At 65.7% G+C, this 22505-nt stretch carries 26 protein-coding genes and 1 other RNA gene; 13 read left to right on the forward strand and 14 right to left on the reverse strand.

The features are described 5' to 3' along the window. Window positions 1-2 precede the first annotated feature (2 nt). From AC1MH0_RS18610 to aroQ, 7 genes are all read right to left on the reverse strand, one after another. Window positions 3-1337, reverse strand: a complete 1335-nt coding sequence (locus tag AC1MH0_RS18610; RefSeq protein WP_480963992.1) for an ABC1 kinase family protein — start codon at window positions 1335-1337, stop codon at window positions 3-5. A gap of 502 nt (window positions 1338-1839) precedes the next feature. Further along, window positions 1840-3252: a type I glutamate--ammonia ligase gene (gene glnA, locus AC1MH0_RS18615; protein ID WP_480963993.1), complete on the reverse strand. Its 1413-nt coding sequence runs from the start codon at window positions 3250-3252 to the stop codon at window positions 1840-1842. A 143-nt stretch (window positions 3253-3395) separates the two neighbouring features. Further along, window positions 3396-3734 (reverse strand): P-II family nitrogen regulator, encoded by a 339-nt coding sequence (locus tag AC1MH0_RS18620; protein WP_055875939.1) that lies wholly within the window; start codon window positions 3732-3734, stop codon window positions 3396-3398. 184 nt (window positions 3735-3918) lie between these two features. Next, window positions 3919-4254, reverse strand: coding sequence for an arsenate reductase family protein (locus AC1MH0_RS18625; RefSeq protein WP_480963994.1), 336 nt, complete (start codon window positions 4252-4254; stop codon window positions 3919-3921). 131 nt (window positions 4255-4385) lie between these two features. Beyond that, window positions 4386-5738, reverse strand: coding sequence for an acetyl-CoA carboxylase biotin carboxylase subunit (accC, locus tag AC1MH0_RS18630; protein WP_056490598.1), 1353 nt, complete (start codon window positions 5736-5738; stop codon window positions 4386-4388). Further along, window positions 5738-6226 (reverse strand): acetyl-CoA carboxylase biotin carboxyl carrier protein, encoded by a 489-nt coding sequence (accB, locus tag AC1MH0_RS18635; RefSeq protein WP_480963995.1) that lies wholly within the window; start codon window positions 6224-6226, stop codon window positions 5738-5740. Before accB ends, accC begins: the two co-directional genes overlap by 1 nt. A gap of 14 nt (window positions 6227-6240) precedes the next feature. Next, window positions 6241-6675, reverse strand: a complete 435-nt coding sequence (gene aroQ, locus AC1MH0_RS18640; RefSeq protein ID WP_480963996.1) for a type II 3-dehydroquinate dehydratase — start codon at window positions 6673-6675, stop codon at window positions 6241-6243. 147 nt (window positions 6676-6822) lie between these two features. Here aroQ and thiS point away from each other — a divergent pair, with 147 nt between their 5' ends. The 3 genes from thiS (at window position 6823) to AC1MH0_RS18655 (ending at window position 9065) form a co-directional block, all read left to right on the forward strand. Then, window positions 6823-7815, forward strand: a complete 993-nt coding sequence (gene thiS / locus AC1MH0_RS18645) for a sulfur carrier protein ThiS (RefSeq protein ID WP_082441445.1) — start codon at window positions 6823-6825, stop codon at window positions 7813-7815. 124 nt (window positions 7816-7939) lie between these two features. Beyond that, window positions 7940-8122, forward strand: coding sequence for a CsbD family protein (locus AC1MH0_RS18650; RefSeq protein WP_056050734.1), 183 nt, complete (start codon window positions 7940-7942; stop codon window positions 8120-8122). A 280-nt stretch (window positions 8123-8402) separates the two neighbouring features. Further along, window positions 8403-9065, forward strand: a complete 663-nt coding sequence (locus AC1MH0_RS18655) for an HAD-IA family hydrolase (protein ID WP_480963997.1) — start codon at window positions 8403-8405, stop codon at window positions 9063-9065. An 18-nt stretch (window positions 9066-9083) separates the two neighbouring features. On the opposite strand, the gene AC1MH0_RS18660 is transcribed toward AC1MH0_RS18655, so the two are convergent. From AC1MH0_RS18660 to AC1MH0_RS18680, 5 genes are all read right to left on the reverse strand, one after another. Next, a complete protein-coding gene (locus AC1MH0_RS18660; RefSeq protein ID WP_480963998.1) occupies window positions 9084-9269 on the reverse strand; it encodes a hypothetical protein in 186 nt (61 codons plus the stop codon). A 64-nt stretch (window positions 9270-9333) separates the two neighbouring features. Then, entirely contained in the window at window positions 9334-10344 is a 1011-nt protein-coding gene (locus AC1MH0_RS18665; protein WP_480963999.1) for an alpha/beta hydrolase, read from the reverse strand. A gap of 85 nt (window positions 10345-10429) precedes the next feature. Continuing rightward, a complete protein-coding gene (locus tag AC1MH0_RS18670) occupies window positions 10430-10801 on the reverse strand; it encodes an MAPEG family protein (RefSeq protein ID WP_480964000.1) in 372 nt (123 codons plus the stop codon). Between the two features lie 254 nt (window positions 10802-11055). Continuing rightward, window positions 11056-12117, reverse strand: a complete 1062-nt coding sequence (locus AC1MH0_RS18675) for a 1,9-bis(guanidino)-5-aza-nonane synthase (RefSeq protein WP_056048328.1) — start codon at window positions 12115-12117, stop codon at window positions 11056-11058. 148 nt (window positions 12118-12265) lie between these two features. After that, window positions 12266-13501 carry a type III PLP-dependent enzyme gene (locus tag AC1MH0_RS18680; protein ID WP_136189834.1) on the reverse strand — a complete coding sequence of 412 codons (1236 nt, stop codon included), beginning with the start codon at window positions 13499-13501 and terminating at the stop codon, window positions 12266-12268. A 137-nt stretch (window positions 13502-13638) separates the two neighbouring features. Here AC1MH0_RS18680 and AC1MH0_RS18685 point away from each other — a divergent pair, with 137 nt between their 5' ends. Further along, entirely contained in the window at window positions 13639-14601 is a 963-nt protein-coding gene (locus AC1MH0_RS18685) for a threonine ammonia-lyase (protein WP_480964001.1), read from the forward strand. On the opposite strand, the gene AC1MH0_RS18690 is transcribed toward AC1MH0_RS18685, so the two are convergent. Continuing rightward, window positions 14602-15183: a hypothetical protein gene (locus AC1MH0_RS18690; RefSeq protein ID WP_480964002.1), complete on the reverse strand. Its 582-nt coding sequence runs from the start codon at window positions 15181-15183 to the stop codon at window positions 14602-14604. A gap of 97 nt (window positions 15184-15280) precedes the next feature. Here AC1MH0_RS18690 and AC1MH0_RS18695 point away from each other — a divergent pair, with 97 nt between their 5' ends. Continuing rightward, window positions 15281-15460 (forward strand): hypothetical protein, encoded by a 180-nt coding sequence (locus AC1MH0_RS18695; RefSeq protein WP_480964003.1) that lies wholly within the window; start codon window positions 15281-15283, stop codon window positions 15458-15460. 364 nt (window positions 15461-15824) lie between these two features. Here AC1MH0_RS18695 and AC1MH0_RS18700 read toward each other — a convergent pair whose 3' ends face one another. Continuing rightward, a complete protein-coding gene (locus AC1MH0_RS18700) occupies window positions 15825-16481 on the reverse strand; it encodes an alpha/beta hydrolase (RefSeq protein WP_056048342.1) in 657 nt (218 codons plus the stop codon). An 81-nt stretch (window positions 16482-16562) separates the two neighbouring features. Here AC1MH0_RS18700 and AC1MH0_RS18705 point away from each other — a divergent pair, with 81 nt between their 5' ends. The 8 genes from AC1MH0_RS18705 (at window position 16563) to AC1MH0_RS18740 (ending at window position 22463) form a co-directional block, all read left to right on the forward strand. Next, window positions 16563-17606 (forward strand): cysteine desulfurase family protein, encoded by a 1044-nt coding sequence (locus AC1MH0_RS18705; RefSeq protein WP_480964004.1) that lies wholly within the window; start codon window positions 16563-16565, stop codon window positions 17604-17606. Further along, complete coding sequence (locus tag AC1MH0_RS18710) at window positions 17603-18865, forward strand: cysteine desulfurase family protein (protein WP_480964005.1); 1263 nt, start codon at window positions 17603-17605, stop codon at window positions 18863-18865. Before AC1MH0_RS18705 ends, AC1MH0_RS18710 begins: the two co-directional genes overlap by 4 nt. Further along, the gene (locus AC1MH0_RS18715) at window positions 18862-19167 is read left to right on the forward strand and encodes a 2Fe-2S iron-sulfur cluster-binding protein (RefSeq protein WP_480964006.1); all 306 of its coding nucleotides are present in this window, start codon (window positions 18862-18864) and stop codon (window positions 19165-19167) included. The genes AC1MH0_RS18710 and AC1MH0_RS18715 overlap by 4 nt, the downstream gene beginning before the upstream one ends. 112 nt (window positions 19168-19279) lie before the next feature. Beyond that, window positions 19280-19621, forward strand: a complete 342-nt coding sequence (locus tag AC1MH0_RS18720; protein ID WP_480964007.1) for a hypothetical protein — start codon at window positions 19280-19282, stop codon at window positions 19619-19621. Window positions 19622-19702: 81 nt separating this feature from the next. Then, on the forward strand, window positions 19703-19942 hold the full coding sequence (locus AC1MH0_RS18725) for a hypothetical protein (protein ID WP_480964008.1): 240 nt from the start codon (window positions 19703-19705) through the stop codon (window positions 19940-19942). A 69-nt stretch (window positions 19943-20011) separates the two neighbouring features. Further along, an RNA gene (gene ffs, locus AC1MH0_RS18730) (signal recognition particle sRNA small type) lies at window positions 20012-20105 on the forward strand. Between the two features lie 340 nt (window positions 20106-20445). After that, the gene (locus tag AC1MH0_RS18735) at window positions 20446-22143 is read left to right on the forward strand and encodes a DNA polymerase III subunit gamma/tau (protein ID WP_480964009.1); all 1698 of its coding nucleotides are present in this window, start codon (window positions 20446-20448) and stop codon (window positions 22141-22143) included. Then, window positions 22140-22463, forward strand: coding sequence for a YbaB/EbfC family nucleoid-associated protein (locus AC1MH0_RS18740; protein ID WP_480964010.1), 324 nt, complete (start codon window positions 22140-22142; stop codon window positions 22461-22463). Before AC1MH0_RS18735 ends, AC1MH0_RS18740 begins: the two co-directional genes overlap by 4 nt. Window positions 22464-22505: the final 42 nt, after the last annotated feature.

Below are 22505 nucleotides of genomic sequence, written 5' to 3' on the forward strand. Positions count from 1 at the left end.
CCTCACGGCGCGCCGTCGCAATAGGCGGCGACCATCGTACGAATGTCGACCCGTGCCTTGAGACGAGCGGCGAGCAAGGCGGTGCCGCTGATCTTGCGCTGGACGAACAGCGTGTCGATCGGCGGCAGGTGCCAGGTGTCGCGGTCGCGAGCGATCTCGGTGCCCTGTTCGCGCAGCACGCCGACGAACGCGCGGTCGCCGAAGTCGAACGGGCCTGGCTTGGCGAGTTCGGCGAGGATGACATCGATCATCCGGTCGACGAGTGCGCGGTGCTGGAGCACGGCCGCTTCGCCGAGGAAACCCGCGGCGATCGCGGCTTCGCGGACTGCGTCGCGATCGCCGGCGAGTGCTGCGGTGAGCAGGCGGCGATAGCCTTCGCCGGTCTCGGCAGGAAGAGGGCGGGCGGCGCCGAAATCGAGCAGGACGAGCTTTTCCGTCTCGGGCTGCCAGCGATAGTTGGCGAAGTTCGGATCGGTCTGCATCAGCCGCCAGTCAAACAGTTCGCGCAGCACGAGCGAGATCAGGTCGTGCATCACGCGGTCGCGGACGTCCTGCGGCGCCGTTTCCAGCGTCTCGACGGGGACGCCCGTGACGAAGCTCATCGCGAGAACGCGGGGCGTAGTCAGCTCGGCGTAGAGCTTCGGGACGACGAACTGCGGCTGGTCGGCAAGCAGGTCACCGTAGCGCGCAAGCATCTGCGCTTCGCGGAGGTAATCGGCCTCCTCGTGAAGCTGCTTCTTCGCCTCGTCGAGCAGCGGCGCGATGTCGAGCGACTTGGGGAGCATGCCCGACACGCGCAGCAGCGTCGCGACGTTGTCGACGTCCGCGTCGATGCTCTCCTTCACGCCCGGATACTGGACCTTGATCGCCAGCTCGGTGCCGTTTGGCAGGCGCGCGCGGTGCACCTGTCCGATCGAGGCGGCCGCAACCGGGTGCGCCTGAAAATGTGCGAATTTGCGGCGCCAGTCCTTACCCCATTCGGCGGCAAGCACGCGGTCGAGCTGCTGCGGCGGCATGTGGTTCGCATTGTTGCGCAGGCGCGCGAGGATGGTCGCGAGCTCGGGCGGGAGCATGTCGCCCGCGTCCATCGAGATCATCTGCCCCAGCTTCATCGCTGCGCCGCGGAGGTGAGAGAGCTGGTCTGCGACGCGCGTGGCGTTGGCGGGGGTGAGGAGGAGGTCGCCGATCTTGGGGCGCTCTCCGTTGGCGAGGCGGCGGGCGCCTTCTGCTACGACTCCGCCGGCGACGCCGCCCGCGAGTTTACCGAAGACGCCGAGACGGGCGAGGCGGCCGCTGGGGATCGCGCGTCCGGCGCTGTTGCCGCTGTCTTCGGTCACGGGTGTTCCTTGGGTTTGGGGGGAGGGCTTTCGGGAAGGATATGGGTGCCGAGCACGGTCGATCAATCGGACCCCGCGAGCGAAGTTAACCGAGGCTATCCTCTTGTTCTCCCGCGAAGGCGGGAGCCCAGACTGGGTCCCCGCCTTCGCGGGGAAACAAGCTCGACGCCGATGCACTTCGGCCTACACCCCATCGTCATCCCCGCGCAGGCGGGGATCCATAAACTCGACCGCTAGCGCTTCTATCGCGCCGTCAGCCAGTATGGGTTCCCGCCTCCGCGGGAATGACGGGAGGGGCACTGTTCCGATCTCCCTCCCGTCTGAACTGCCAGGACGAAGAGAAGGGATCTCGTTAGGCCTGACAGAAAAGGGGCGCCCGGATTGCTCCGCGCGCCCTCTTCTCACTCAGCGACGTGGCAAAGCCACGCCGTCGGTCGTCGCTACACGACGCCGGCCGACAGCGGATATCCGCTGCGCGGATCGGCGCGAGCGTGGTCGCGCCTTATCCGCTGTAATACATGTCATACTCAACTGGGCTAGGCGTCATCTCCCAACGCGCAACCTCGGCGTACTTGATCTCGACATAGCTCTCGATCTGGTCCTTCGAGAACACGTCGCCCTTCAGCAGGAAGTCGTGATCCGCGAGCAGGCATTCGAGCGCCTCGCGGAGCGAACCCGCGACGGTCGGCACCTGCGCCAACTCTGCCGGCGGCAGGTCGTACAGGTTCTTGTCCATCGCTTCGCCCGGATGGATCTTGTTGAGGATGCCGTCCATGCCCGCCATCATCAGCGCCGCATAAGCGAGATACGGGTTGGCCAGAGCGTCCGGGAAGCGGACTTCGACGCGCTTCGCCTTGGGGCCGGTGCCGTACGGGATGCGGCACGAGGCCGACCGGTTGCGCGCCGAGTACGCGAGCAACACCGGCGCTTCATAACCGGGGACGAGGCGCTTGTAGCTGTTGGTCGACGGGTTGGTGAACGCGTTGACCGCCTTGGCGTGTTTGATGATGCCGCCGATGAAATACAGGCACATGTCGGAGAGGCCCGCATAGCCGTTGCCGGCGAACAGCGGCGTCTTGCCTTCCCAGATCGAGAAATGCGTGTGCATCCCCGAACCATTGTCCTCCTTGATCGGCTTCGGCATGAACGTCGCGGTCTTGCCGTACGCATGCGCGACCTGGTGGACGACGTACTTGTAGATCTGCATGCGATCCGCGGTCTGCGTCAGCGTGCCGAAGGTCAGGCCCAGCTCATGCTGCGCGGCCGCGACTTCGTGGTGATGCTTGTCGCAGGGCAGGCCCATCTCGATCATCGTCGAGACCATCTCGCCGCGGATGTCGACTGCGCTGTCGACCGGTGCGACCGGGAAGTAACCGCCCTTGGCGCGCGGACGGTGACCAAGGTTGCCGCCCTCATATTCGCGACCCGAATTGCCCGGCAGCTCGATGTCGTCGATCTTGTAATAGCTGGTCGAATAGCTGTTCTCGAAGCGGACGTCGTCGAACATGAAGAATTCGGCTTCGGGGCCGACATACACGGTGTCGCCGACGCCGGTGGTCAGCAGATACGCCTCGGCGCGCTTGGCGGTCGAGCGCGGATCGCGCGAATACAGTTCCCCGGTCGACGGATCGGCGATGTCGCAGATCAGGATCATCATCGGCGTCGCCGAGAACGGATCGACATAGACCGCGTCGAGATCGGGCTTGAGCGTCATGTCGCTCTCGTTGATCGCCTTCCAGCCCTCGATCGACGAGCCGTCGAACATCAGGCCGTCGGTCAGCTCGTCTTCGCCGATCAGGCTCGCGACCATCGTCAGATGCTGCCACTTGCCCTTGGGATCGGTGAACCGCAGATCGACCCACTCGATCTCCTGGTCCTTGATCATCTGTAGAACGTCGGAGGCCGAATTCGCCATGATGCTTGCCCTTCGTTTTGAGATATCCGCCGCCTCATGCGGGGAATCTAATTGCGGTATGGATTAAGATTTCCACACAATGTTGCGCTGCGTCAAATGACGATGTCGTCACCAGCCGTCAACGCCGTATGTGTGGCTGAGAACTAGATTGCGTCGTCGTCACGCTCGCCGGTGCGGATGCGAAGCGCGCTCTCGACCGGGATGACGAAGATCTTGCCGTCGCCGATCCGGCCGGTCTGCGCGGCTGCCGCGATCGCCTCGACGACGCGTTGCGCGAGACCGTCCTCGACGACGACCTCGAGCTTCACCTTCGGCAGGAAGTCGACGACATATTCCGCGCCGCGGTACAGCTCGGTGTGGCCCTTCTGCCGGCCGAACCCCTTGGCCTCGGTCACGGTGATGCCGCTCACGCCGATCTCGTGCAGCGCTTCCTTCACCTCATCCAGCTTGAACGGCTTGATGATGGCTTCGATCTTTTTCACAGGTACGCCCCCGATTGTCGTTGAAACCCTCGCTCTTGTGAGCGAGCCGTCCGCCCTGAAGGGCGCCTTGCACCAAGCGTGCCAGCCGCAGCGCCCTCGGGCAACCGCGGAATATCGTTGATCTCACTGCCCGAAATTGCGGCACTTAGGGAGTGCGTGCGCAATGTAAGGGCAGGGGAGTCGATCACAGGATCTCGTGCAGCCGCGCGATCGGGCGGCCGAGCCGGACGCCCTTGTCGGTCTCGACCAGCGGGCGCTCGATCAGCAGCGGATCGATCATCATCGCATCGAGGATCGCCTCGGCGTCGCCATGCTTGACCGCCTTGGCGCCGTCCTCGGCCATCCGGAGCCCCTGGCGCGGCGTCATGCCCGCGCGGTCGTAGAGGCGGATGAGGTCCGCGCGGGAGGGAGGGTTCTTGAGGTATTCGACGATCGTGACGTCCGCCCCAGCCTCCTCCAGCAGGGCGAGCGCCTCGCGGGACTTCGAGCAACGCGGATTGTGGTAGATCGTCGCCTTCACGCTTGCTCCGTCATCTCGAACTAGCCCTGGCCTGAACGGAGGTCTTACCCGTCTCTTGTTCTCCCGCGAAGGCGGGAGCCCAGACTGGGCTCCCGCCTTCGCGGGAGAACAAGCTTGGTACCGTAGGGAAGTTACGCCCCCTGCTTGGCCAGCCATTCTTCCAGCCACTTGATCGTGTACGCGCCCTCTTGGAATTCAGGATCGTCGAGCAGCGCACGGTGCAGCGGGATCGTCGTGGTAACCCCCTCGATCACCATCTCCTCGAGCGCACGCCGCAACCGGCGCAACGCACCCTGCCGCGTCGTCCCGTAGACGATCAGCTTGGCGATCATCGAGTCGTAGTAAGGCGGTACGCGATAGCCCGCATACAGCCCGCTATCGACGCGAACATGCATCCCGCCCGGTGCGTGATACACCTTCACCAACCCCGGCGACGGCGCGAACGTGCGCGGGTCCTCGGCGTTGATGCGGCATTCGATCGCATGGCCACGGAACTGGACGTCTTCCTGGCGCAGCGTCAGCGGATGACCCTCGGCCACGCGGATCTGCTCGCGCACGAGGTCCAGCCCGGTGATCATCTCGGTCACCGGATGCTCGACCTGGAGCCGGGTGTTCATCTCGATGAAGTAGAATTCGCCCGCTTCCCACAGGAACTCGATCGTCCCCGCGCCGCGATAGCCCATGTCGGCCATCGCCTTGGCGACGATGCCGCCCATCCGTTCGCGCTCTTCGGCGGTGATGATCGGCGAGGGGGCTTCCTCGAGGACCTTCTGGTGGCGGCGCTGCAGCGAGCAGTCGCGCTCGCCCAGGTGAATCGCGTTGCCCTCACCGTCGCCGAAGATCTGGAATTCGATATGCCGCGGATTGCCGAGGTATTTTTCCATGTAGACGGTGGCGTCGCCGAACGCGGCCTTCGCCTCGCTGCCGGCCTGCTGCATCTGCGTTTCGAGATCGTCGGCGTCGTTGACGACCTTCATCCCGCGACCGCCGCCGCCGGACGCCGCCTTGATGATCACCGGATAGCCGATGTCCTCGGCGATCCGCTTGGCCTCGGCGATGTCGCTGATCGCGCCATCGGACCCAGGGACGAGCGGCAGCCCGAGTGCGCCCGCGGTGCGCTTCGCCTGGACCTTGTCGCCCATCGTCCGGATGTGTTCGGGCTTCGGCCCGACGAACAGGATGTTGTGGAGCTCGACGATCTCGGCGAACTGCGCGTTCTCGCTGAGGAAACCGTAGCCGGGATGAATCGCGTCCGCGCCCGAGATTTCGGCGGCCGAGATGATGTTCGGGATGTTCAGATAGCTGTCGGCAGCGGACGGCGGTCCGATGCAGATCGCCTCGTCGGCGAGCCGCACGTGCATCGCGTCGGCGTCGGCGGTCGAGTGCACCGCGACCGTCTTGATACCCATCTCATGGCAGGCACGGTGGATCCGCAGCGCGATCTCGCCGCGATTCGCAATGAGCAGCTTCTTGATTTGCGGCATTATTCCACCACGACCAGCGGCTGGTCGAACTCGACCGGCTGGCCGTTCTCGACCAGGATCGCGGTCACCGTGCCGGCCGACGGCGCGACGATCGTGTTCATCACCTTCATCGCCTCGATGATCAGCAACGTGTCGCCCGCATTGACCTTCTGGCCGACGGTCGAGAACGGCTTCGCCTCAGGATTGGCGGCGAGATAGACCGTGCCGACCATCGGCGACTTGACCGCACTCGCACTGATCGCCGGAGCGGACGCGCCGACCTCGGCCTGCGGGATCGACAACGGTGCCGAGACGGGGGCCGGGGCGGGCGCCTGCGCGTAATGCGCGACGGGTGCAGCCTGAGCGGCCTTGCGCGCGACGCGTATCCGGCGCGAGCCGTCCTCGACCTCGATCTCGGTCAGCTGCGTGGTGTCGAGCAGTTCGGCGAGCTGGCGCACCAGGGTCACGTCGACCTGCATCGCACCGGTGTTTTCGGTTATATCGTTCATGGCGGGGCCTCCTGTCAGAACCGTGCGACGGCTTCAAGCGCGAGCAGATACGAAAGCGCGCCGAAACCCGCGATCGTGCCCTTCGCCGCCTGGCCGACCAGGCTCACATGCCTGAATGATTCACGCTTGTGGGGGTTGGAAAGATGCACTTCGATCACCGGCGTCTTCACGCCTTTGATCGCGTCGTGCACCGCGACCGAGGTGTGCGTGAATGCACCCGCGTTGAGGATCACGGCCTTGGCACCGCGCGCCTGCGCCTCCTGGATCCAGTCAACGAGGTGCCCTTCGTGATTCGACTGGCGCATGTCGATCTCAAGGTCGAGCGCGCGCGCGCGGTCCTCCAGCATCCCGGCGATATCGTCGAGCGTCTCGTCGCCATAGATTTCCGGCTCGCGCGTTCCCAGCAGATTGAGGTTGGGGCCGTTCAGGACGAACACGGTATCTGGCAAGAGCTGCTCCTGGTTGCGAGGGCGGCAAACCACCCCCTATATGCGTCGTCCCACCATTACCCGTTCGTGTCGAGCGAAGTCGAGACATGAGACAAGCAGCGGACGGGTGGTTTCTCGACTTCGCTCGAAACGAACGGAAAGTTTTGCATGCCCCACTCCGACGGCACCGTCTCCATTACCGTGAACGGCGAACACAAGCGCGTTTCAGCTGGCCTGAGCCTTGCAGGACTCGCGACCGAATTGGGCCTCGTGCCCGAGAAGATCGCGGTCGAGCGCAACATGGAGGTCGTGCCGCGCTCGACCTTGGCCGACGTGATGGTCGAGGACGGCGACGACCTCGAGATCGTCCATTTCGTCGGTGGTGGCGACCATGAGGACAGCTGGACCGTCGCGGGCCAGACCTTCAAGTCGCGGCTGATCGTCGGCACCGGCAAGTACAAGGATTTCGCGCAGAACGCTGCCGCGGTCGAGGCTTCCGGCGCGGAGATCGTCACGGTCGCCGTGCGCCGCGTCAACGTCTCGGATCGCAACGCGCCGATGCTGACCGACTTCATCGATCCCAAGAAGATCACCTACCTCCCCAACACCGCCGGCTGCTTCGACGCCGAATCGGCGATTCGCACGCTGCGGCTGGCGCGCGAGGCGGGCGGCTGGGAGCTGGTGAAGCTCGAAGTGCTCGGCGAGGCGAAGACGCTCTATCCCGACATGGTCGAGACGCTCCGCGCGACCGAGATACTCGCCAACGAGGGCTTCAAGCCGATGGTGTATTGCGTCGACGATCCGATAGCCACCAAGCGCCTCGAGAACGCCGGCGCGGTCGCGATCATGCCGCTCGGCGCGCCGATCGGCTCGGGGCTCGGCATCCAGAACCGCGTGACGATCCGGCTGATCGTCGAGGGGGCAGGGGTGCCCGTGCTGGTCGACGCCGGCGTCGGCACCGCGTCGGATGCGGCGGTAGCGATGGAGCTGGGCTGCGACGGCGTGCTGATGAACACGGCCATCGCCGAGGCGAAGGACCCGCTGATGATGGCGGCGGCGATGAAGGCCGCGGTCGAATCGGGGCGGCTCGCGTATCGCGCGGGGCGGATGGGCCAGCGTCGCTATGCCGACCCGTCGAGCCCGCTGGCGGGGCTGATCTGACCCGCCTGATCGCAAAGCAGGTCATGACGCAAACGTCACGGAACCCTCGGTAAAGACGGCCGTTATACCAGAGCAAGTTCAAGCGGCCCGGTTGGCGGGTCCGCAAAAGCAAGTGGAGGCTCTGATGGGCGAGTTCACCGACAAGGTCGCAGCAGCAGGTAACAAGGTTGCAGGCAACGTCAAGGAAGCCGTCGGCAAGGCGACCGACAACGAGAAGCTGGTAGCCGAAGGCGAGGCGCAGCAGGCCAAGGGCACTGCGCAGAACGTCAAGGGCAGCGTCAAGGGCGCACTCGGCGACGACATCTAAGCTTTAGCTTGGTGTAGGAATACAGGCCGCTTCGGGAAACCGGAGCGGCCTTTTCTTTGTGAAGTAGTTTTTTGCTACCGTCACTGCCAGAACGGCCACCAGCTTGGCGAAGGCCGAGGCCCAATTGGAACGTCCTCAGTAACGAAGCGAACCGCTCCGTTAGCAGCGTCCCCCAATCGGGCCCCGGCCTTCGCCGGGGTGGTGCAGGGCGCCGAGGTGGTGCCAAGCGCCTAACCAATTCGTCTTGCCCAACCCACCAATTCCCATCACGAGCACCCGAATGACTCTCCCCACTCGCACCTACGCCGCATTCCTGTTCGACATGGACGGCACGATCCTCACCTCGATCGCGTCCGCCGAGCGAACCTGGACGAAGTGGGCGATCGCACACGGCCTCGACGCAGCAACGTTCGTGCCGACGATCCACGGCGTCCAATCGGTCGAGACGGTCCGGCGCCTCAACCTCCCCGGCGTCGACCCGGTCGCCGAGGCCGCCGCGATTACCGCCGCCGAAATGCTCGACGTCGGAGACGTCGAGCCGATCGCCGGTGCCGTCGCATTCCTGGCCAGCTTGCCCCCGGAGCGCTGGACGATCGTCACGTCTGCCCCTCGGGCGCTAGCCGAAGTCCGCCTCAAGACCGCCGGCCTGCCGATCCCTGCGACGATGATTGCCGCGGACGACATCCCCAACGGCAAGCCCGCACCCGATTGTTTCCTGGTTGCAGCCGAACGACTCGGCGTCTCGGCGAGCGATTGCCTGGTGTTCGAGGATGCCCCTGCCGGCATCACTGCCGGCGAGGCAGCGGGCGCGGATGTCCTGGTGATCACGGCGACTCATGGAACGAGCCACCGGCTCGATACGCGTCATCCGCGGATAGACGATTACCTGGACGTGACCGCCACGATCACCTCAGACGGTCGACTGGCGGTCACGTCTCACTGACCGGAGCGACCGATCGGCTCAATCCGCATCACCAGATCGCTGCGCCCGCGCGATCAGTTCGTCGAGCGCCGCCTCATCCAGCCGACCCGCCGTGCGCAACGCCGCTTCGGGCGTCATCGCGATGACCCCCCCGTCCGGCCCGTCGATCACGACCTCGCCATTTTCATGGAAGACGTCGCGGGGTTCGGCATGCGGACGGGTCATCGCGCTCTCCTGATCTTTCAGGACAAACGTCAGTCAGGACGGATAGGTCCGCGATGCTGACTCATCATCGTCCGCCGTCGACCAGTTCGCCCATCCAGCGATCGAACAATTGCGGCCACAACGACCCAGGCGAACGAGGCGATAGGCGCGTGCCGAAGCCGTGTCCGCCATGCTGAAGGAGATGCGCTTCGGCGGGGATGCCGGCGCGGCGAGCGGCGGCAAGCGTATCGACGCTGTTGGCGACCGGGACCGTGTTATCGTCCTCGGCATGCACGAGGAACAGTGGCGGGTCGCCAGCCTTCAACTGTCGGTCGATCGCATAACGCGCCTGAACCGCAGGCAGCGGATCGGGACCGAGCAGGTTCGCGCGCGATCCGCCGTGGCTGCGGCCGGGATCCATGTTGGAGACCGCGTACATGAGTCCCGCCCAGGCTGGCCGTGCCGAGTGCCGGTCGGCGGCATCGACCGGACGATACGCCTTGAACTCGTGTAGCACCGCCACGGACCCGGCGAGGTGCCCGCCCGCCGAGAAACCCAGCACGCCGAGCTTCTCGGCTCGGATACCGTAAGCGCGCGCATTCGCCCGGATCAGCCGCATCGCGCGCTGCGCATCGGCGAGCGGGACGTCGGCGCGGTCGGCCCAGCCTTCGCCCGGCAACCGGTAGCTCAGCACGAATGCGGTGATCCCGAAACCGTTCAGCACGCGCGCGACGTCGATGCCTTCGTTGCGCAGCGAGGTAATCGAATAGCCCCCACCGGGCACGATCAGCACGGCGCGACCGTCGGGTCGGGCAGGGCGGAACACGCCGACCTCGGGCCGTACCACGCCGCGCATCTGGAAGTCGCGGTAACCGTCGGGATAGCGCGGCATCCGCGGCTGCGGCACGGGCAGCGGGTTCGGCGCGCCCGGCGGGATGCCGGGCCACAGCGCGAACCGCTCGGCCGGGGGCCATATCGGCAGTTCCGTGGCGCGCGGTTGGCCCGCGGTGATCTGCGCGCCGGACCGCGCGAAGGCAGCGGGCGCCAGGCCTGCGGCGAGGGGGAGGGTGAGCAGCGAGCGGCGATCGAAGGACATGCGGGAATGCTAGCCGATCGTATCGTGTTCGGGGAGGGCTACGCGACGCGCGCTATGACTTTTTCGCGCGCTTTTGCGGTGCCTCTCAGAACACGGCGATGGCGGCGTGCAGCGTCAAGGCGACGAGCATGAGGCTCGACAGTATGAAGAAGAGAAAGCGCGCACGGACGCGGTTGCTGGTCGCCTGAACGATGCTGTGCGCAATCCTGAAACCCGCATAGGCCCAGGCGATCCAGGTGTTGACCCCGTTGCCCGTGCCGCTGAGCGCGAGAACGGCGCAGACTGCGTAGAACAGCGTCGGCTGTTCCATCAGGTGATTGTAGTTGTGCGCCTTCCACTGCGCCTGCGGGGGCAGCGATCGATCGGCATCCGCTGCCTTGGTCCCGACGAGCTTGCCCATGTCGACGCCGGCCGCCTTCATCGCCGGTAGCCTGGTGGCGAGCATCCAGCCCAGCATCACGAGCGTTCATGCGATCAGCACGACCATCGGTCGCAGGATCTCGCTGTCCATGAAAAAGCCTCCCCCGGTTATCCGGCGAAGGCTGCATCAATTGCCGGGTGGGGGCAACGATATCTCTAATCCTCCCCCGCCAGGGGGAGGTGGCAGGCGCTTGCCTGACGGAGGGGGAGGAGAGGGCAACCAGCGTTGTCGCCGCCTCCCCCTCCGTCGCTTCGCGCCACCTCCCCCTAGCGGGGGAGGATCAGCTAGCCTCAGGCCTTGTCGAAGCTCGCGCCCCACTTGCGGACTGGACGGTCCTTCCAAAGCCCACGATGATACGCGTCCGACGCCAGCAACGGCATGACCGAACCCGCCTCGGCGAACACCATCTGCTCGATCCCCGTGTTCACCTTGCCCCACGACGCCGCTTCCTGCAGCGTCGAGGACGAGCACGCACCGTCGCGCACGTCGGCGACGGTGATCTGCACCGCATACTTGTGGACCTGGACGTCGTCGTGACCGAGGATCTCGGCACAGACGACGGTGTCCTGGATGAAGTTCTTCGGCACACCGCCACCGATCATCAGCAGCCCCGTGGTGCCAGCCTTGATCTTGATCTCGGTGAGCTCGCGGAAGTCGGCGATCGCGTCGAGGACCATGTACGGCTTGCCTGCCTTCACCGCGTCGACCTGGTGCTTGACCAGACCGAAGCCCGCCGAGCTGTCGACGAACGCCGGGCAGAAGATCGGCACGTCATGCTCATAGGCGAGCTTGACGAGGCTGTTCTCCTTCTTGCCGTGCTCGACGAGATACTTGCCCATCTCGCGGATGAACTCGCGGCTTGAATAGGCGCGTGGCTCGAGCGTCTCGGCGATCTCGAAGATCGTGTGGTCGACGTGCTGGAGCTCCTCCTCGTCGATATAGGTGTCGTAGATCCGGTCGATCATCAGCGAGCGCAGCACGTCGTCGTGCGGCACTTCGAGCGCCTGGTAATGCTTGTGGCCGAGGCCCTCGAAGAAATCCATGTCGACGATCGTCGCGCCGGTCGCGACGATGCCGTCGATCATGTTGTTGCGCAGCAGCTCGGCATACAGGTCCATGCAACCGCCGGCGCTCGTCGAGCCCGCGATCACGAGGAAGATTGTGCAGTCCTTGTCGGCCAGCATCTGGTTGTAGATGTCGGTCGCACGGCCAAGATCGCGGCTGGTAAACGACATCTTCTTCATCGCGTCGACGATCGGCCGCGCGTCGAAGCTGGTGATGTCGATATGCTCGACGGTGGTGGAAAGGAGTTCCGCCTTGCGCTGCGCGTCGATGCGGGTGTCTTCGGTCATAACATGCTCCATAAATCCCCCTTCCGCTTGCGGGAGGGGTTAGGGGAGGGACTGAAATATCCGCGAACGCCACGCTCGCGGACAAGCCCTCCCCCGACCCCTCCCGTAAACGGGAGGGGAGGAAGAAGGGCGCGGTACTAAAGCTTGGTTACAGCTTGACGACGTTCGACGCGAGGTCCTGGAAGCGTTCGTCGTACAGCGAGACCATCGGCTCGTCGGTGACGATCACCGTCTCGTCCGATCCGAACCCGTTGAACGCTGTCCGCATCGCCGAGCCGTAGGCGCCGAGCATGCCGATCTCGATGTAATCGCCGGCTTTCGTGTCCGCGGGCAGCATGAACGGACCGACCATGTAATCCATGTCGTCGCACGTCGGACCATAGAAGCTGAACTCCATGTCCTTCGCGCGGCTGTCCGGCTCGCGGAGCAGCTCGGTCGGGAAACGCCAGCCGATATGCGCCGCATCGAACAGCGCGCCATACGCACCGTCGTTAATGTACAGCTCGGTCCCGCGACGCTTCTCGACGCGCACGATGATCGACGAATATTCCGCACACAGCGCCCGGCCCGGCTCGCACCACAGCTCGGACGAATAGCTGACCGGCAGCGATTCGAACGCACGGTGGATCGTCTCGAAGAAATGCTCGAGCGGCGGGGGCTCCATGCCGGGATACGAAGACGGGAAGCCGCCGCCGACGTCGATCACGTCGACCGTGACCGCCGCTTCGACGATCGCTGCACGGACGCGCTCCATCGCGTTCGAATACGCCTCCGGGGTCATCGCCTGCGAACCGACATGGAAGCAGATGCCGAGTGCGTCCGCTGCCTGGCGCGCCGCGAACAGCAGCTCCTTGGCTTCGTGCGGGGCCGCGCCGAACTTCGACGCGAGGCTCAGCTTCGAGTGCTCCGACGACACGCGCAGACGGACGCAGAGCGTCAGGTCGGTGGCTTCGCGGGTGGCACGAACGACCTTGTCCAGCTCTTCCAGGCTGTCCAGGCTAAAGGTCCGTACGCCGTGCGTGAAATACGCCTCGGCGATCGCTTCCTCGGCCTTCACGGGGTGCATGAAGCACAGCGTAGCCTCGGGAAGCGTCCGTGCGACCAGGCGCACTTCGGCGATCGACGCCACGTCGTAATGCGTGATGCCATTGTCCCACAGGATCTGCAGGAGTTCGGGAGACGGGTTCGCCTTCACCGCATACATCGAGCGACCCGGGAACTTCTCGACGAAGAACCGAGCGGCGCGCGCAGCAGCGTGCGGACGAACGAGCGTGACCGGATTGACCGGACGCCCCTTAGCGATGTCGATGCCGCTCCCGATGTGGGAGGTGTCGGCGGTCGAATGGGCTTTCGCTAACCCCAGCGCGATATGATGCTTGACCAATTCAAGGGACCTCCAATGTCCTGAGACAAATTACGAAAACACTGCCTTGCGGTTGGAAGTCCCATGGGGCAGCGGAAGCGCGATCTAGGGTTACGCGCCCCCCATGTAAATAGCGTTTGGCGGATAGGAGACGGTGTGTGACGATTTTGAGACAACCGACCCGGGCGGGTGTGCGGGATGCCGCGGAGAAGATCGCCCGCATCCTCCCGCCGACGCCACTGTTCATCAGCGAAATCAAGGGCGTACCGGTCGCTTTCAAGGCCGAGTCGTTGCAACCAATCGGCGCCTTCAAGATTCGCGGCGCGTGGCATCGGCTCACCGCGTTGGACGACGCCACGCGACAAAAAGGCGTCGTCGCATTCTCGTCGGGCAATCACGCGCAGGGAGTCGCCTGGGCGGCGAAACGGCTCGGGATCGCGGCGACGATCGTGATGCCCTCGGACGCGCCTCGGCTAAAGCGCGAATCGACCTTGGCGCTGGGGGCGGAGGTCGTCAGCTACGATCGCGCCACCGAAAGTCGCGAGACGATCGCCGCGGGACTGGCCGAAGCGCGGGGCGCAACGTTGGTGCCGAGCTTCGACGACCCGTGGATAATCGAGGGGCAGGGGAGCGCCGGGATCGAGGCGGCCGCGCAGATGGCGGCGCTAGGCCTGGGCGTGCCGATTCGCGCGATCATTCCTTGCGGCGGCGGCGGCCTGTCGGCGGGCATCGCGTTGGCGTTGAAGGACAGCGCTATCACGGTGGTCGAGCCAGAAGGCTGGGACGACATGCGCCGCTCGCTGGAGGCATCCTGGATCGAACCGGTCGGCCCCAACCCGCCGCCGACCGCCTGCGATTCGCTCCAGACATTGCGCGTATCGCCGCTGACCTTCGACGTTCTTTCCCGCCGCGACGCGACTGGCGTTGCCGTCAGCGAAACGGAGATCGCCGCGGCGCAGCGCTGGGCAGCAGAGAAACTGCGCCTCGTGATCGAACCCGGCGGCGCGGTCGGGCTCGCTGCGGTGCTCTCCGGCAGGGTGAAGCTCGAACCCGGCCTGCTGGTCATCCTGTCCGGCGGGAACGTCGACCTCGCCGCCTACGCCAAGGCGATCGCCGGCTGATCATCCAGGCTGCAAGGTCTTCACAGCCGGCTTGGCGCAGCCATAGGCTTCCTTGTAGCTCCGGTTCCAGCACGCGACGAAGCCGTCTAGGATGTTGAGGTTCACCGGCCAAGCAAAGGCGCGGGGCTTGCCGTCCGGGCCGACCGGCGTGTAGCCGGTGGGCCGGGGCACCGCGGCAAGCTTGGCGCGCGCGGTGTCGAGTCCGGCAAGGTCTCGGCGCAGGAACGCGACGCTGCCGTCGACATACAGGTTCCAGCCGAACCCCGCATCCCCCTCCGCCGGTTTCCGCGCCGCCTCGAACAAAGCGATCGCCCGCGCCGTCTGTCCGGCGTTCGCGCGCAACTGCCCTTCGTGCCACTGCAACAGGCCGGCGGTGCGCGGGTTCGCAGGGTGATTCGCGCGCCATTCGGCGATCAGGTCGGCCGCCTGCGCATCGCAGCCAGCGGCGGCGAGCGTCCGCCACCCACCGGTCATCGTTTGATCGAAGGCGCGTTCGTCGAGCGCCATCATCGCGGGCTTGTCGTACCGGCAATCGCTCTGGGGAAGGGCCTGCGCGGCGATCATTGCGAAAAAGGCCAGCATCGAAGCTCCGAGTATCCGATCGAGGCCGACACTATTGTGGCGCGCGGCACCAAGTCAACGCGCTTCAATACCGGGCCGGGGTGGCGTATCGAGCGGCATGAACGCCGCCCTCACGAGCATCGCCGCCGCCGCACCCGCCATCGCCATGCTGGGCATGTTCGCCTGCCTCATTGGGGGGGGCGTGCTGATCGCGAAGAAGCGCGATACGAAAAAGGGCGTGCTGATGATAATAATGGCCGCAGTCCTGCTGGCCAACGTAGCGATCTGGACGCTGTAACTCCCTCGCCCCTGCGGGGAGAGGGAAGGCGCCCGCCGCACTTGCGGTTGGAAGGGTGAGGGGCGTGTGGGAGCGCGTATCGATGCCCAACTCCCCCTCATCCGACGCGCCACCTTCTCCCCGAGGGGAGAAGGATAATCTCACCGGATCGCCGAATTCGGGCTGGTGCTGGTGCTGGTTGCGGTGCTGCTGGCCAACGTGGCGATCGTGACGCCGGAACTCCCTCGCCCCTGCGGGGAGAGGGAAGGGGCCCGCCGACTTGCGGGGGGAAGGGTGAGGGGCGTTGACGAGCGCGTATCGATCCCCAACTCCCCCTCATCCGACGCTGCCGCGCCACCTTCTCCCCGAGGGGAGAAGGACAATCTCACCTAATCGGCGAGTTCGGGTCGAGCCGCATATCGAGATATTTGTCCACGCTCCCCATCAACTCCGGCATCTCATGCTCGAAGAAGTGGTTAGCCTTCGGGATCGTATCATGATGGATGGTGATGTGCTTCTGCGTGCGGAGCTTGTCGACGAGCTTCTGCGTGGCGCCCGGCGTCGCGACCTCGTCGGCCTCGCCCTGAATGATAATCCCGCTCGACGGGCACGGCGCGAGGAACGTGAAGTCGTACAGGTTCGCCGGCGGCGCCACCGAAATGAACCCGCGAATTTCCGGCCGGCGCATCAACAACTGCATGCCGATCCACGCGCCGAAGCTGACGCCGGCGATCCAGGTCGTCTGCGCCTCCGGGTGGAAGCTCTGCACCCAATCGAGCGCGCTTGCCGCATCCGACAGCTCGCCGACGCCATTGTCGAACACGCCTTGGCTCTTGCCGACGCCGCGGAAGTTGAACCGCAGCGTCGCAAAGCCACGCCGCTGGAAGGTCTTGTAGAGCTGCTGCACGATCGCGTTGTTCATCGTGCCGCCGGCCGACGGATGCGGGTGCAGGATCATCGCGACGGGCGCGCGCGGACGTGGCCCCGGCGCAAAACGACCTTCGAGACGGCCTTCGGGACCGGGGAAAATGACTTCTGGCATAGGCACTCGCGAGCTGGGATACGCACTCGGGTGGAGTGCCGGAATATGAACGCTATATAGGGTTCGAGCCCCTTTTCGCAATTGGAACCGACCCTGGCCCGTAACGACTCGCGTATCTACCTCGATCACGCCGCCACCACGCCGATGCGCGCCGAGGCTGTCGCGGCGGTTGGCGAGGGCATGGCGCGCTGGGCCAACCCATCTTCGCCGCATGCCGAGGGGCGGGCGGCACGTGCGGCGTTGGAGGATGCGCGGAAGCGGATCGCGAGGGCGCTGGACTGGCCGCATCACGTGATCCTGACCAGCGGCGCGAGCGAGTCCGCAGCGCTGGCGTTGCGGGGGCGTCCCGGTGTTGCGGTGGCTGCGGTCGAGCATGACGCGGTGCTCCGGGCGGCCGAACAGCCCATGATGCTGGAAGTCGACGCGGGCGGTATCGTCGCTAACGGGGAGGGCGCCCAGACGATCGCACTCCAGTCCGCCAACAGCGAAACAGGCGTTCTCCAGGATCGCCCCACCGGTCTCTGGATAGCCGATTGCTCCCAAACCGCCGGCAAGCTCCCGCTCCCCGAAGCCGACCTTATGATCGTCTCCGCACACAAGCTCGGCGGCCCTCCCGGCATCGGCGCGCTGCTGATCCGCGATCTCGGGATGCTCGACCCGACCGGCGGGCAGGAGCGCGGTTACCGCGGCGGCACCGAAAACCTCCCCGGCGCGCTCGGGTTCGCCGCCGCACTCGAAGCGCCTCGCGACTGGTTCGCCGAGACGGCCAACCTTCGCGCCAAACTCGACGAAGCCATCCTCGCAGGCGGCGGCGAGATCGTCGCGCAAAACTCCCCCCGCATCCCCACGATTGCCTCCTACCGCATGCCCGGCGTCAGTTCCGCCGCCCAGCTGATCCGCCTCGACATGGCCGGGTTCGCCGTCTCCGCGGGCAGCGCGTGCTCGTCGGGCAGCATGCGCCCAAGCCACGTCCTTGCCGCGATGGGCTATCCCCCCGAAGCCGCCGCCGAAGTCGTCCGCGTCAGCTTCGGCTGGACCACGACAGCCGAAGACGTCGCCAAGTTCGCCGAAGCCTGGACGCGGATCGCCCAGGACATAAAGCGCCCTGGGAGACTGGGGGCATGACGTACCTCGACTACCAGGCAACCACCCCGCTTGCCCCCGAAGCGCTCGCCGCCATGCTTCCCTGGCTCGAATCGCAACACGCCAACCCACATTCCTCTCACCGTGAAGGCCGCCGCGCCAAAGCAGCTGTCGAAGTCGCGCGCGACCAGGTCGCCGCGCTGCTCCCCGCCGGTGGCCGCGTCGCCTTCACCAGCGGCGCAACCGAAGCGCTCAACTGGGCGATCAAGGGCACGACCGGCGCCGTCACGACGCTCGCCACCGAACACGCCGCCGTTCTCGACACGGTCGAAGCCGAAGCGGTGAAGAAACGCCCCGTCACTATCCTCCCAGTCAACGCAGACGGCCTTTGGTGGAGCGACAGTCGACATGCCGGCAGTCAGCACGATTCTTCTCCCCTCCCTGAAAGGGAGGGGGCGGGGGTGGGTCGGCTTCCGTATCAGGCGACGTTGGCGACACAAGCGGGCCTACCCACCCCCAGCCCCTCCCTTCCAGGGAGGGGAGACCCTGAGTGTCGACCCTCGCTAATCAACCCCGACACCCCCCGCGCGCCGACCCAGCCCGGCACCGGGCTTGTCGCCGCGATGCTTGTCAACAACGAGATCGGCGTCACGCAACCGGTCGCCGCGCTCGCCGAGATCGCCCACGCAGCCGGCGCGCTGATGCTCTGCGACGCGGTGCAAGGCTATGGCCGCGTGTCGATCCCCGAAACCGTCGACCTCGTCGCGATCTCCGCGCACAAGATCCACGGCCCCAAGGGTATCGGCGCACTCTGGATCCGCGACGGCGTCGATCTCGCGCCGCTGATGCACGGCGGCGGGCAGGAAGCCCCCGGCCGATCGGGCACGCTGTCACCCGCACTCTGCGCAGGCTTCGGCGTCGCCGCACAACTCATGGCGGATCGCAAAGATCAGGACGCTGCACACATCGACCGCCTCTGGTCGCTCGCGCTCGACCGCATAGGCCCCCACTGGACGATCAACGGCTCGACCGAACATCGCTACCACGGCAACCTCAACATCCGCCGCGAAGGCCTGGACGTGAACCGCCTGATGTCCGACCTGCGCGACATCGCCTTCTCCGCCGGATCCGCCTGTGCCAGCGGCTCCGGCCGCTCGAGCCACGTCCTCCGCGCGATCGGCCTCACCGAAGCGCAAGCGCGGTCCAGCATCCGCCTCGGCTTCGGCCGCTACACCACCGAAACCGAACTCCGCGACGCGATCGATGCGATCGTTGCCGCATCCGAGGAGCAATGGCCATGATCGTCCGCTTCATCGCCGGCGACGGCACCGTCAGCAGTGTTGCAGCCAACCCCGGAGACCGCCTGCTCGACGTCGCACAGGCCGACAACCAGTCGCTCGAAGGCACCTGCGAAGGCCAGCTCGCCTGCGCGACCTGCCACGTCATCGTCGATGCGGCCGACTTCCCCAAACTTTTGCCCGCAAGCGAGGACGAGGAGGACATGCTCGATCTCGCGCACAATGCGACGCGCACCAGCCGTCTCGCTTGCCAGATCCGCCTGACCGATGCGCTCGACGGCTTGACCGTCCGCATCCCGGAATAAACGACAGCAAAGCTTACAGGAAGACAACGGCCGGTTCAGGGAACGTGCACGGCCGGGAGCGGATTATCCCCTCATCGCCTCAATGTACGAGGTCTTGAGAGGAGTACCGGACATGAAGATCATCGCAATGTTCGCCGCTGGCGCCCTGGCCGCGGGAACCCTGTTCGCCGCAGCCCCTGCCGATGCGCAGCGCCATGGTTGGGACGGCCCCCGCGGCAATGGTGGCTGGCACGGCGATCGGGGATGGCATGGCAATCGCGGCTGGCACGGTGACCGTGGCTGGCGCGGCAGGGATCGTGGCTATCGTGCCTATGGCGGCGGATATCGTGGCGACTACGGCTATCGTGGCGGCGGCTACGGCTATCGCGGACCCCGCGGATACGGCCGCTCACGCGTCGTCTGCCGGATAGAGCGTGGCTATTATGGCCCGGTTCGTCGCTGCTTCCGCCGCTAGTACGGAACCGTAACGAACGCCTTTAGTTTGATAACCTAGGTTGCCGGGGTCGGGAGGCCCCGCACCCAAAAGGAGAGTATCATGAAGTTGTTCACCATCGCCGCCGCCGGTCTCGTCGCACTCACCGGCCTCGTGCCCATCGGCATCGCGGCCGAAGCTTCGGCGCAGCGCACTGTCGTCCATGAGCGCACCGTCGTTCGCCATGACGACCGCCGCCCCGGCTACCGTCGCCATGTCGTCCGCACGCGTCAGGTCTGCCGCAACGTCTATCGCAACCATCATCGCCAGCGCGTCTGCCGCACGGTCCGCTACAACCGCTAAGCTTGGGCGCTAAACCCGGTTCTAGCTAAAGCGGCTTGATCATCCCGCCTGACCCCGCCATATGCGCCGCGGGAGTCGGGCGGACGTGGTCGTCGCCAACTTGGTCAGATCCGGAAGGAAGCAGCCACAACGACTAAGCCACGGGTCGTCCCGGCTCCCACCGCGAACGTTTGCAAGCAAACGCGAGCGCGGCCAGCGGTGCAGATCACCGACTGACGATGCGGCTAAGCCGCAGCGCACTTCTAATATTCCTCGCTAACCAGTCACCCAAGCGCAATCGGGTCAAAACCACGCCCGATGTTCCCGCAACGTTCCAAAACATTATCCTACGCTGCGGCGTTGTGGCATAAGCCGCGCATGACCGGTATTGCCCACATCACAGGTTCCGACAATCCGCTCGCCAGCCTCCGGCCACGTCGAAGTGCACACTCTTCCCAGCGTGTGAACTTTGTGAACTTCCGACCCCTTCGACAGCACGCGCAGCACGCGCTATGACGCCCACAATGTCAGATTCCTTCGACTTGGGCGAACCCCCGCAGCCGGCCAAGGCGGCCGACGTCGCCTACCGCGTGCTCGCGCGCAAATACCGTCCGCAGACCTTCTCCGAGCTGATCGGGCAGGACGCGATGGTCCAGACGCTTGGCAACGCGATCAAGCGCGACCGGCTCGCCCACGCCTTCCTGATGACCGGCGTCCGGGGTGTCGGCAAGACGTCGACCGCCCGCCTGATCGCCAAGGCCCTCAACTGCATCGGCCCTGACGGCGACGGTGGCCCGACAATAGACCCCTGCGGCATCTGCGAACCCTGCCGCGCGATCGCCGAGGGCCGCCATATCGACGTGATCGAGATGGATGCCGCGAGCCACACCGGTGTCGACGACGTCCGCGAGATCATCGACGCGTCGCGCTATTCGGCCGTCACCGCGCGCTTCAAGATCTACATTATCGACGAAGTCCACATGCTGTCGAAGAACGCGTTCAACGCGCTGCTGAAGACGCTGGAGGAGCCGCCCCCCCATGTGAAATTCCTGTTCGCGACCACCGAAGTGAACAAGGTCCCGGTGACGGTCCTCTCGCGCTGCCAGCGGTTCGACCTGCGCCGGATTTCCGCCGAACAGCTTGCCAAGCACTTCGCCTGGGTCTCGACGGAGGAGGGCGTCGTCGCCGACCCCGAGGCACTGATGCTGATCGCGCGCGCCGCGGAAGGCTCCGCGCGTGACGGCCTGTCGATCCTCGACCAGGCGATCGCACATGCCGGGCTCGAAGGCGGCGGCGTGACCGCGGACGCGGTGCGCCAGATGCTCGGTTTGTCGGACCGGGGTGCGGTGCGCGACCTGCTGACGCTGATCCTCGCCGGCGACGGGGCAGCGGCGCTCGCCTCGATGCGCCGCCAATATGATTACGGCGTCGATCCGCTGTCAGTGCTCCGCTCGTTGCTCGAAACCGTCCACGGCATCACGCTGACCAAGGTCGGCACGCCGCCGGATGCCGCGCAACCGATGGAAGAGCGCGCGGCGCGCGAGGAATGGGCGGCATCGCTCGGCTATCCCGCGCTGCACCGGTTATGGCAGTTGTTCCTCAAAGGCCATGACGAGGTCGCGAAGGCCGCGCTCCCGATCGAGGCCGCGGAGATGGCGTTGTTGCGCGCGATCTACGCCTCGACGCTGCCCGATCCGGGTGAACTTGCGCGGCAGATCGCCAGTGGCGGCGCGCCCGGGGCGGCACCAACGTCTCCGCCGCTGCCTGCGCCCGCACCTGCGTCTGGCGAAGCGCCGCCCTGGAAGACTGCAACCGCTGCTAAGCCGCCCGAGCCCCTGGCGACCGGACCTATCCTGCCGCCGACGTTCGAGGCACTGGTCGATCTGCTTGACGAGTCGGGCGGTCTCGCCATCGCCGCGCGGTTGCGTCACGGCGCGCGGATCGTCAGCTACACGCCGCCCGAATTCGTCCTCAGCGGCAGCCGTCCAGTCTCCGCGGACACGCTCGCCGAACTGAACACGCTGCTGAAGGCGGTGACGCGGACCGCGTGGAAAGTGTCGATCGTCGACGCGCCCGGTCAGCCGACGCTGCGCGAGACGCAGGACGCTGGTGACGCTGCGGTGCGCCAGGCTATTCTAGAATCCCCCATCATGAAGGCCGCGGTAGCAGCGTTTCCCGACGCTCAACTCGAATCATGGCCCGGCCAAAGGAGCAACGCATGAAGAATATCGATGAAATCCTCGCCATGGCGCAAAACGTCCAGAGCGAGATGGAAAAGGCGCAGGCCAATCTCGACACGATCGAGGTCGAGGGCGCATCCGGCGGCGGTCTGGTCAAGATCAAGGCCTCCGCCAAGGGCCGCATCATCAACATCGCAATCGACGATTCGCTGATGCAGGCGAGCGAGAAGCAGATGCTCGAGGATCTGCTGACGGCGGCGTTCAACGACGCGCGCGCGAAGGCGGATGCGGTGTCGGGCAGCGAGATGTCGAAGATGACCAGCGGGTTGCAGCTGCCGCCAGGCTTCAAGCTGCCGTTCTGAACCAAATCGGGTTCGTTTCGGCGCGGGAACAATCGTTCTTCG

The organism is Sphingomonas sp. AP28 (genome assembly GCF_056680455.1).

What these genes read in the sequence shown, in the direction of transcription:
- glnA (WP_480963993.1), bottom strand. Translation starts at nt 3,252, where the DNA reads ATGGCGAATTCGGCCTCCGACGTTCTACAGATGATCAAGGACCAGGAG.
- accC (WP_056490598.1), bottom strand. Translation starts at nt 5,738, where the DNA reads ATGCCGCAAATCAAGAAGCTGCTCATTGCGAATCGCGGCGAGATCGCG.
- accB (WP_480963995.1), bottom strand. Translation starts at nt 6,226, where the DNA reads ATGAACGATATAACCGAAAACACCGGTGCGATGCAGGTCGACGTGACC.
- thiS (WP_082441445.1), top strand. Translation starts at nt 6,823, where the DNA reads ATGCCCCACTCCGACGGCACCGTCTCCATTACCGTGAACGGCGAACAC.
- AC1MH0_RS18650 (WP_056050734.1), top strand. Translation starts at nt 7,940, where the DNA reads ATGGGCGAGTTCACCGACAAGGTCGCAGCAGCAGGTAACAAGGTTGCA.
- AC1MH0_RS18655 (WP_480963997.1), top strand. Translation starts at nt 8,403, where the DNA reads ATGACTCTCCCCACTCGCACCTACGCCGCATTCCTGTTCGACATGGAC.
- AC1MH0_RS18660 (WP_480963998.1), bottom strand. Translation starts at nt 9,269, where the DNA reads ATGACCCGTCCGCATGCCGAACCCCGCGACGTCTTCCATGAAAATGGC.
- AC1MH0_RS18665 (WP_480963999.1), bottom strand. Translation starts at nt 10,344, where the DNA reads ATGTCCTTCGATCGCCGCTCGCTGCTCACCCTCCCCCTCGCCGCAGGC.
- AC1MH0_RS18670 (WP_480964000.1), bottom strand. Translation starts at nt 10,801, where the DNA reads ATGCTGGGCTGGATGCTCGCCACCAGGCTACCGGCGATGAAGGCGGCC.
- AC1MH0_RS18675 (WP_056048328.1), bottom strand. Translation starts at nt 12,117, where the DNA reads ATGACCGAAGACACCCGCATCGACGCGCAGCGCAAGGCGGAACTCCTT.
- AC1MH0_RS18690 (WP_480964002.1), bottom strand. Translation starts at nt 15,183, where the DNA reads ATGCTGGCCTTTTTCGCAATGATCGCCGCGCAGGCCCTTCCCCAGAGC.
- AC1MH0_RS18695 (WP_480964003.1), top strand. Translation starts at nt 15,281, where the DNA reads ATGAACGCCGCCCTCACGAGCATCGCCGCCGCCGCACCCGCCATCGCC.
- AC1MH0_RS18700 (WP_056048342.1), bottom strand. Translation starts at nt 16,481, where the DNA reads ATGCCAGAAGTCATTTTCCCCGGTCCCGAAGGCCGTCTCGAAGGTCGT.
- AC1MH0_RS18710 (WP_480964005.1), top strand. Translation starts at nt 17,603, where the DNA reads ATGACGTACCTCGACTACCAGGCAACCACCCCGCTTGCCCCCGAAGCG.
- AC1MH0_RS18715 (WP_480964006.1), top strand. Translation starts at nt 18,862, where the DNA reads ATGATCGTCCGCTTCATCGCCGGCGACGGCACCGTCAGCAGTGTTGCA.
- AC1MH0_RS18720 (WP_480964007.1), top strand. Translation starts at nt 19,280, where the DNA reads ATGAAGATCATCGCAATGTTCGCCGCTGGCGCCCTGGCCGCGGGAACC.
- AC1MH0_RS18725 (WP_480964008.1), top strand. Translation starts at nt 19,703, where the DNA reads ATGAAGTTGTTCACCATCGCCGCCGCCGGTCTCGTCGCACTCACCGGC.
- AC1MH0_RS18735 (WP_480964009.1), top strand. Translation starts at nt 20,446, where the DNA reads ATGTCAGATTCCTTCGACTTGGGCGAACCCCCGCAGCCGGCCAAGGCG.
- AC1MH0_RS18740 (WP_480964010.1), top strand. Translation starts at nt 22,140, where the DNA reads ATGAAGAATATCGATGAAATCCTCGCCATGGCGCAAAACGTCCAGAGC.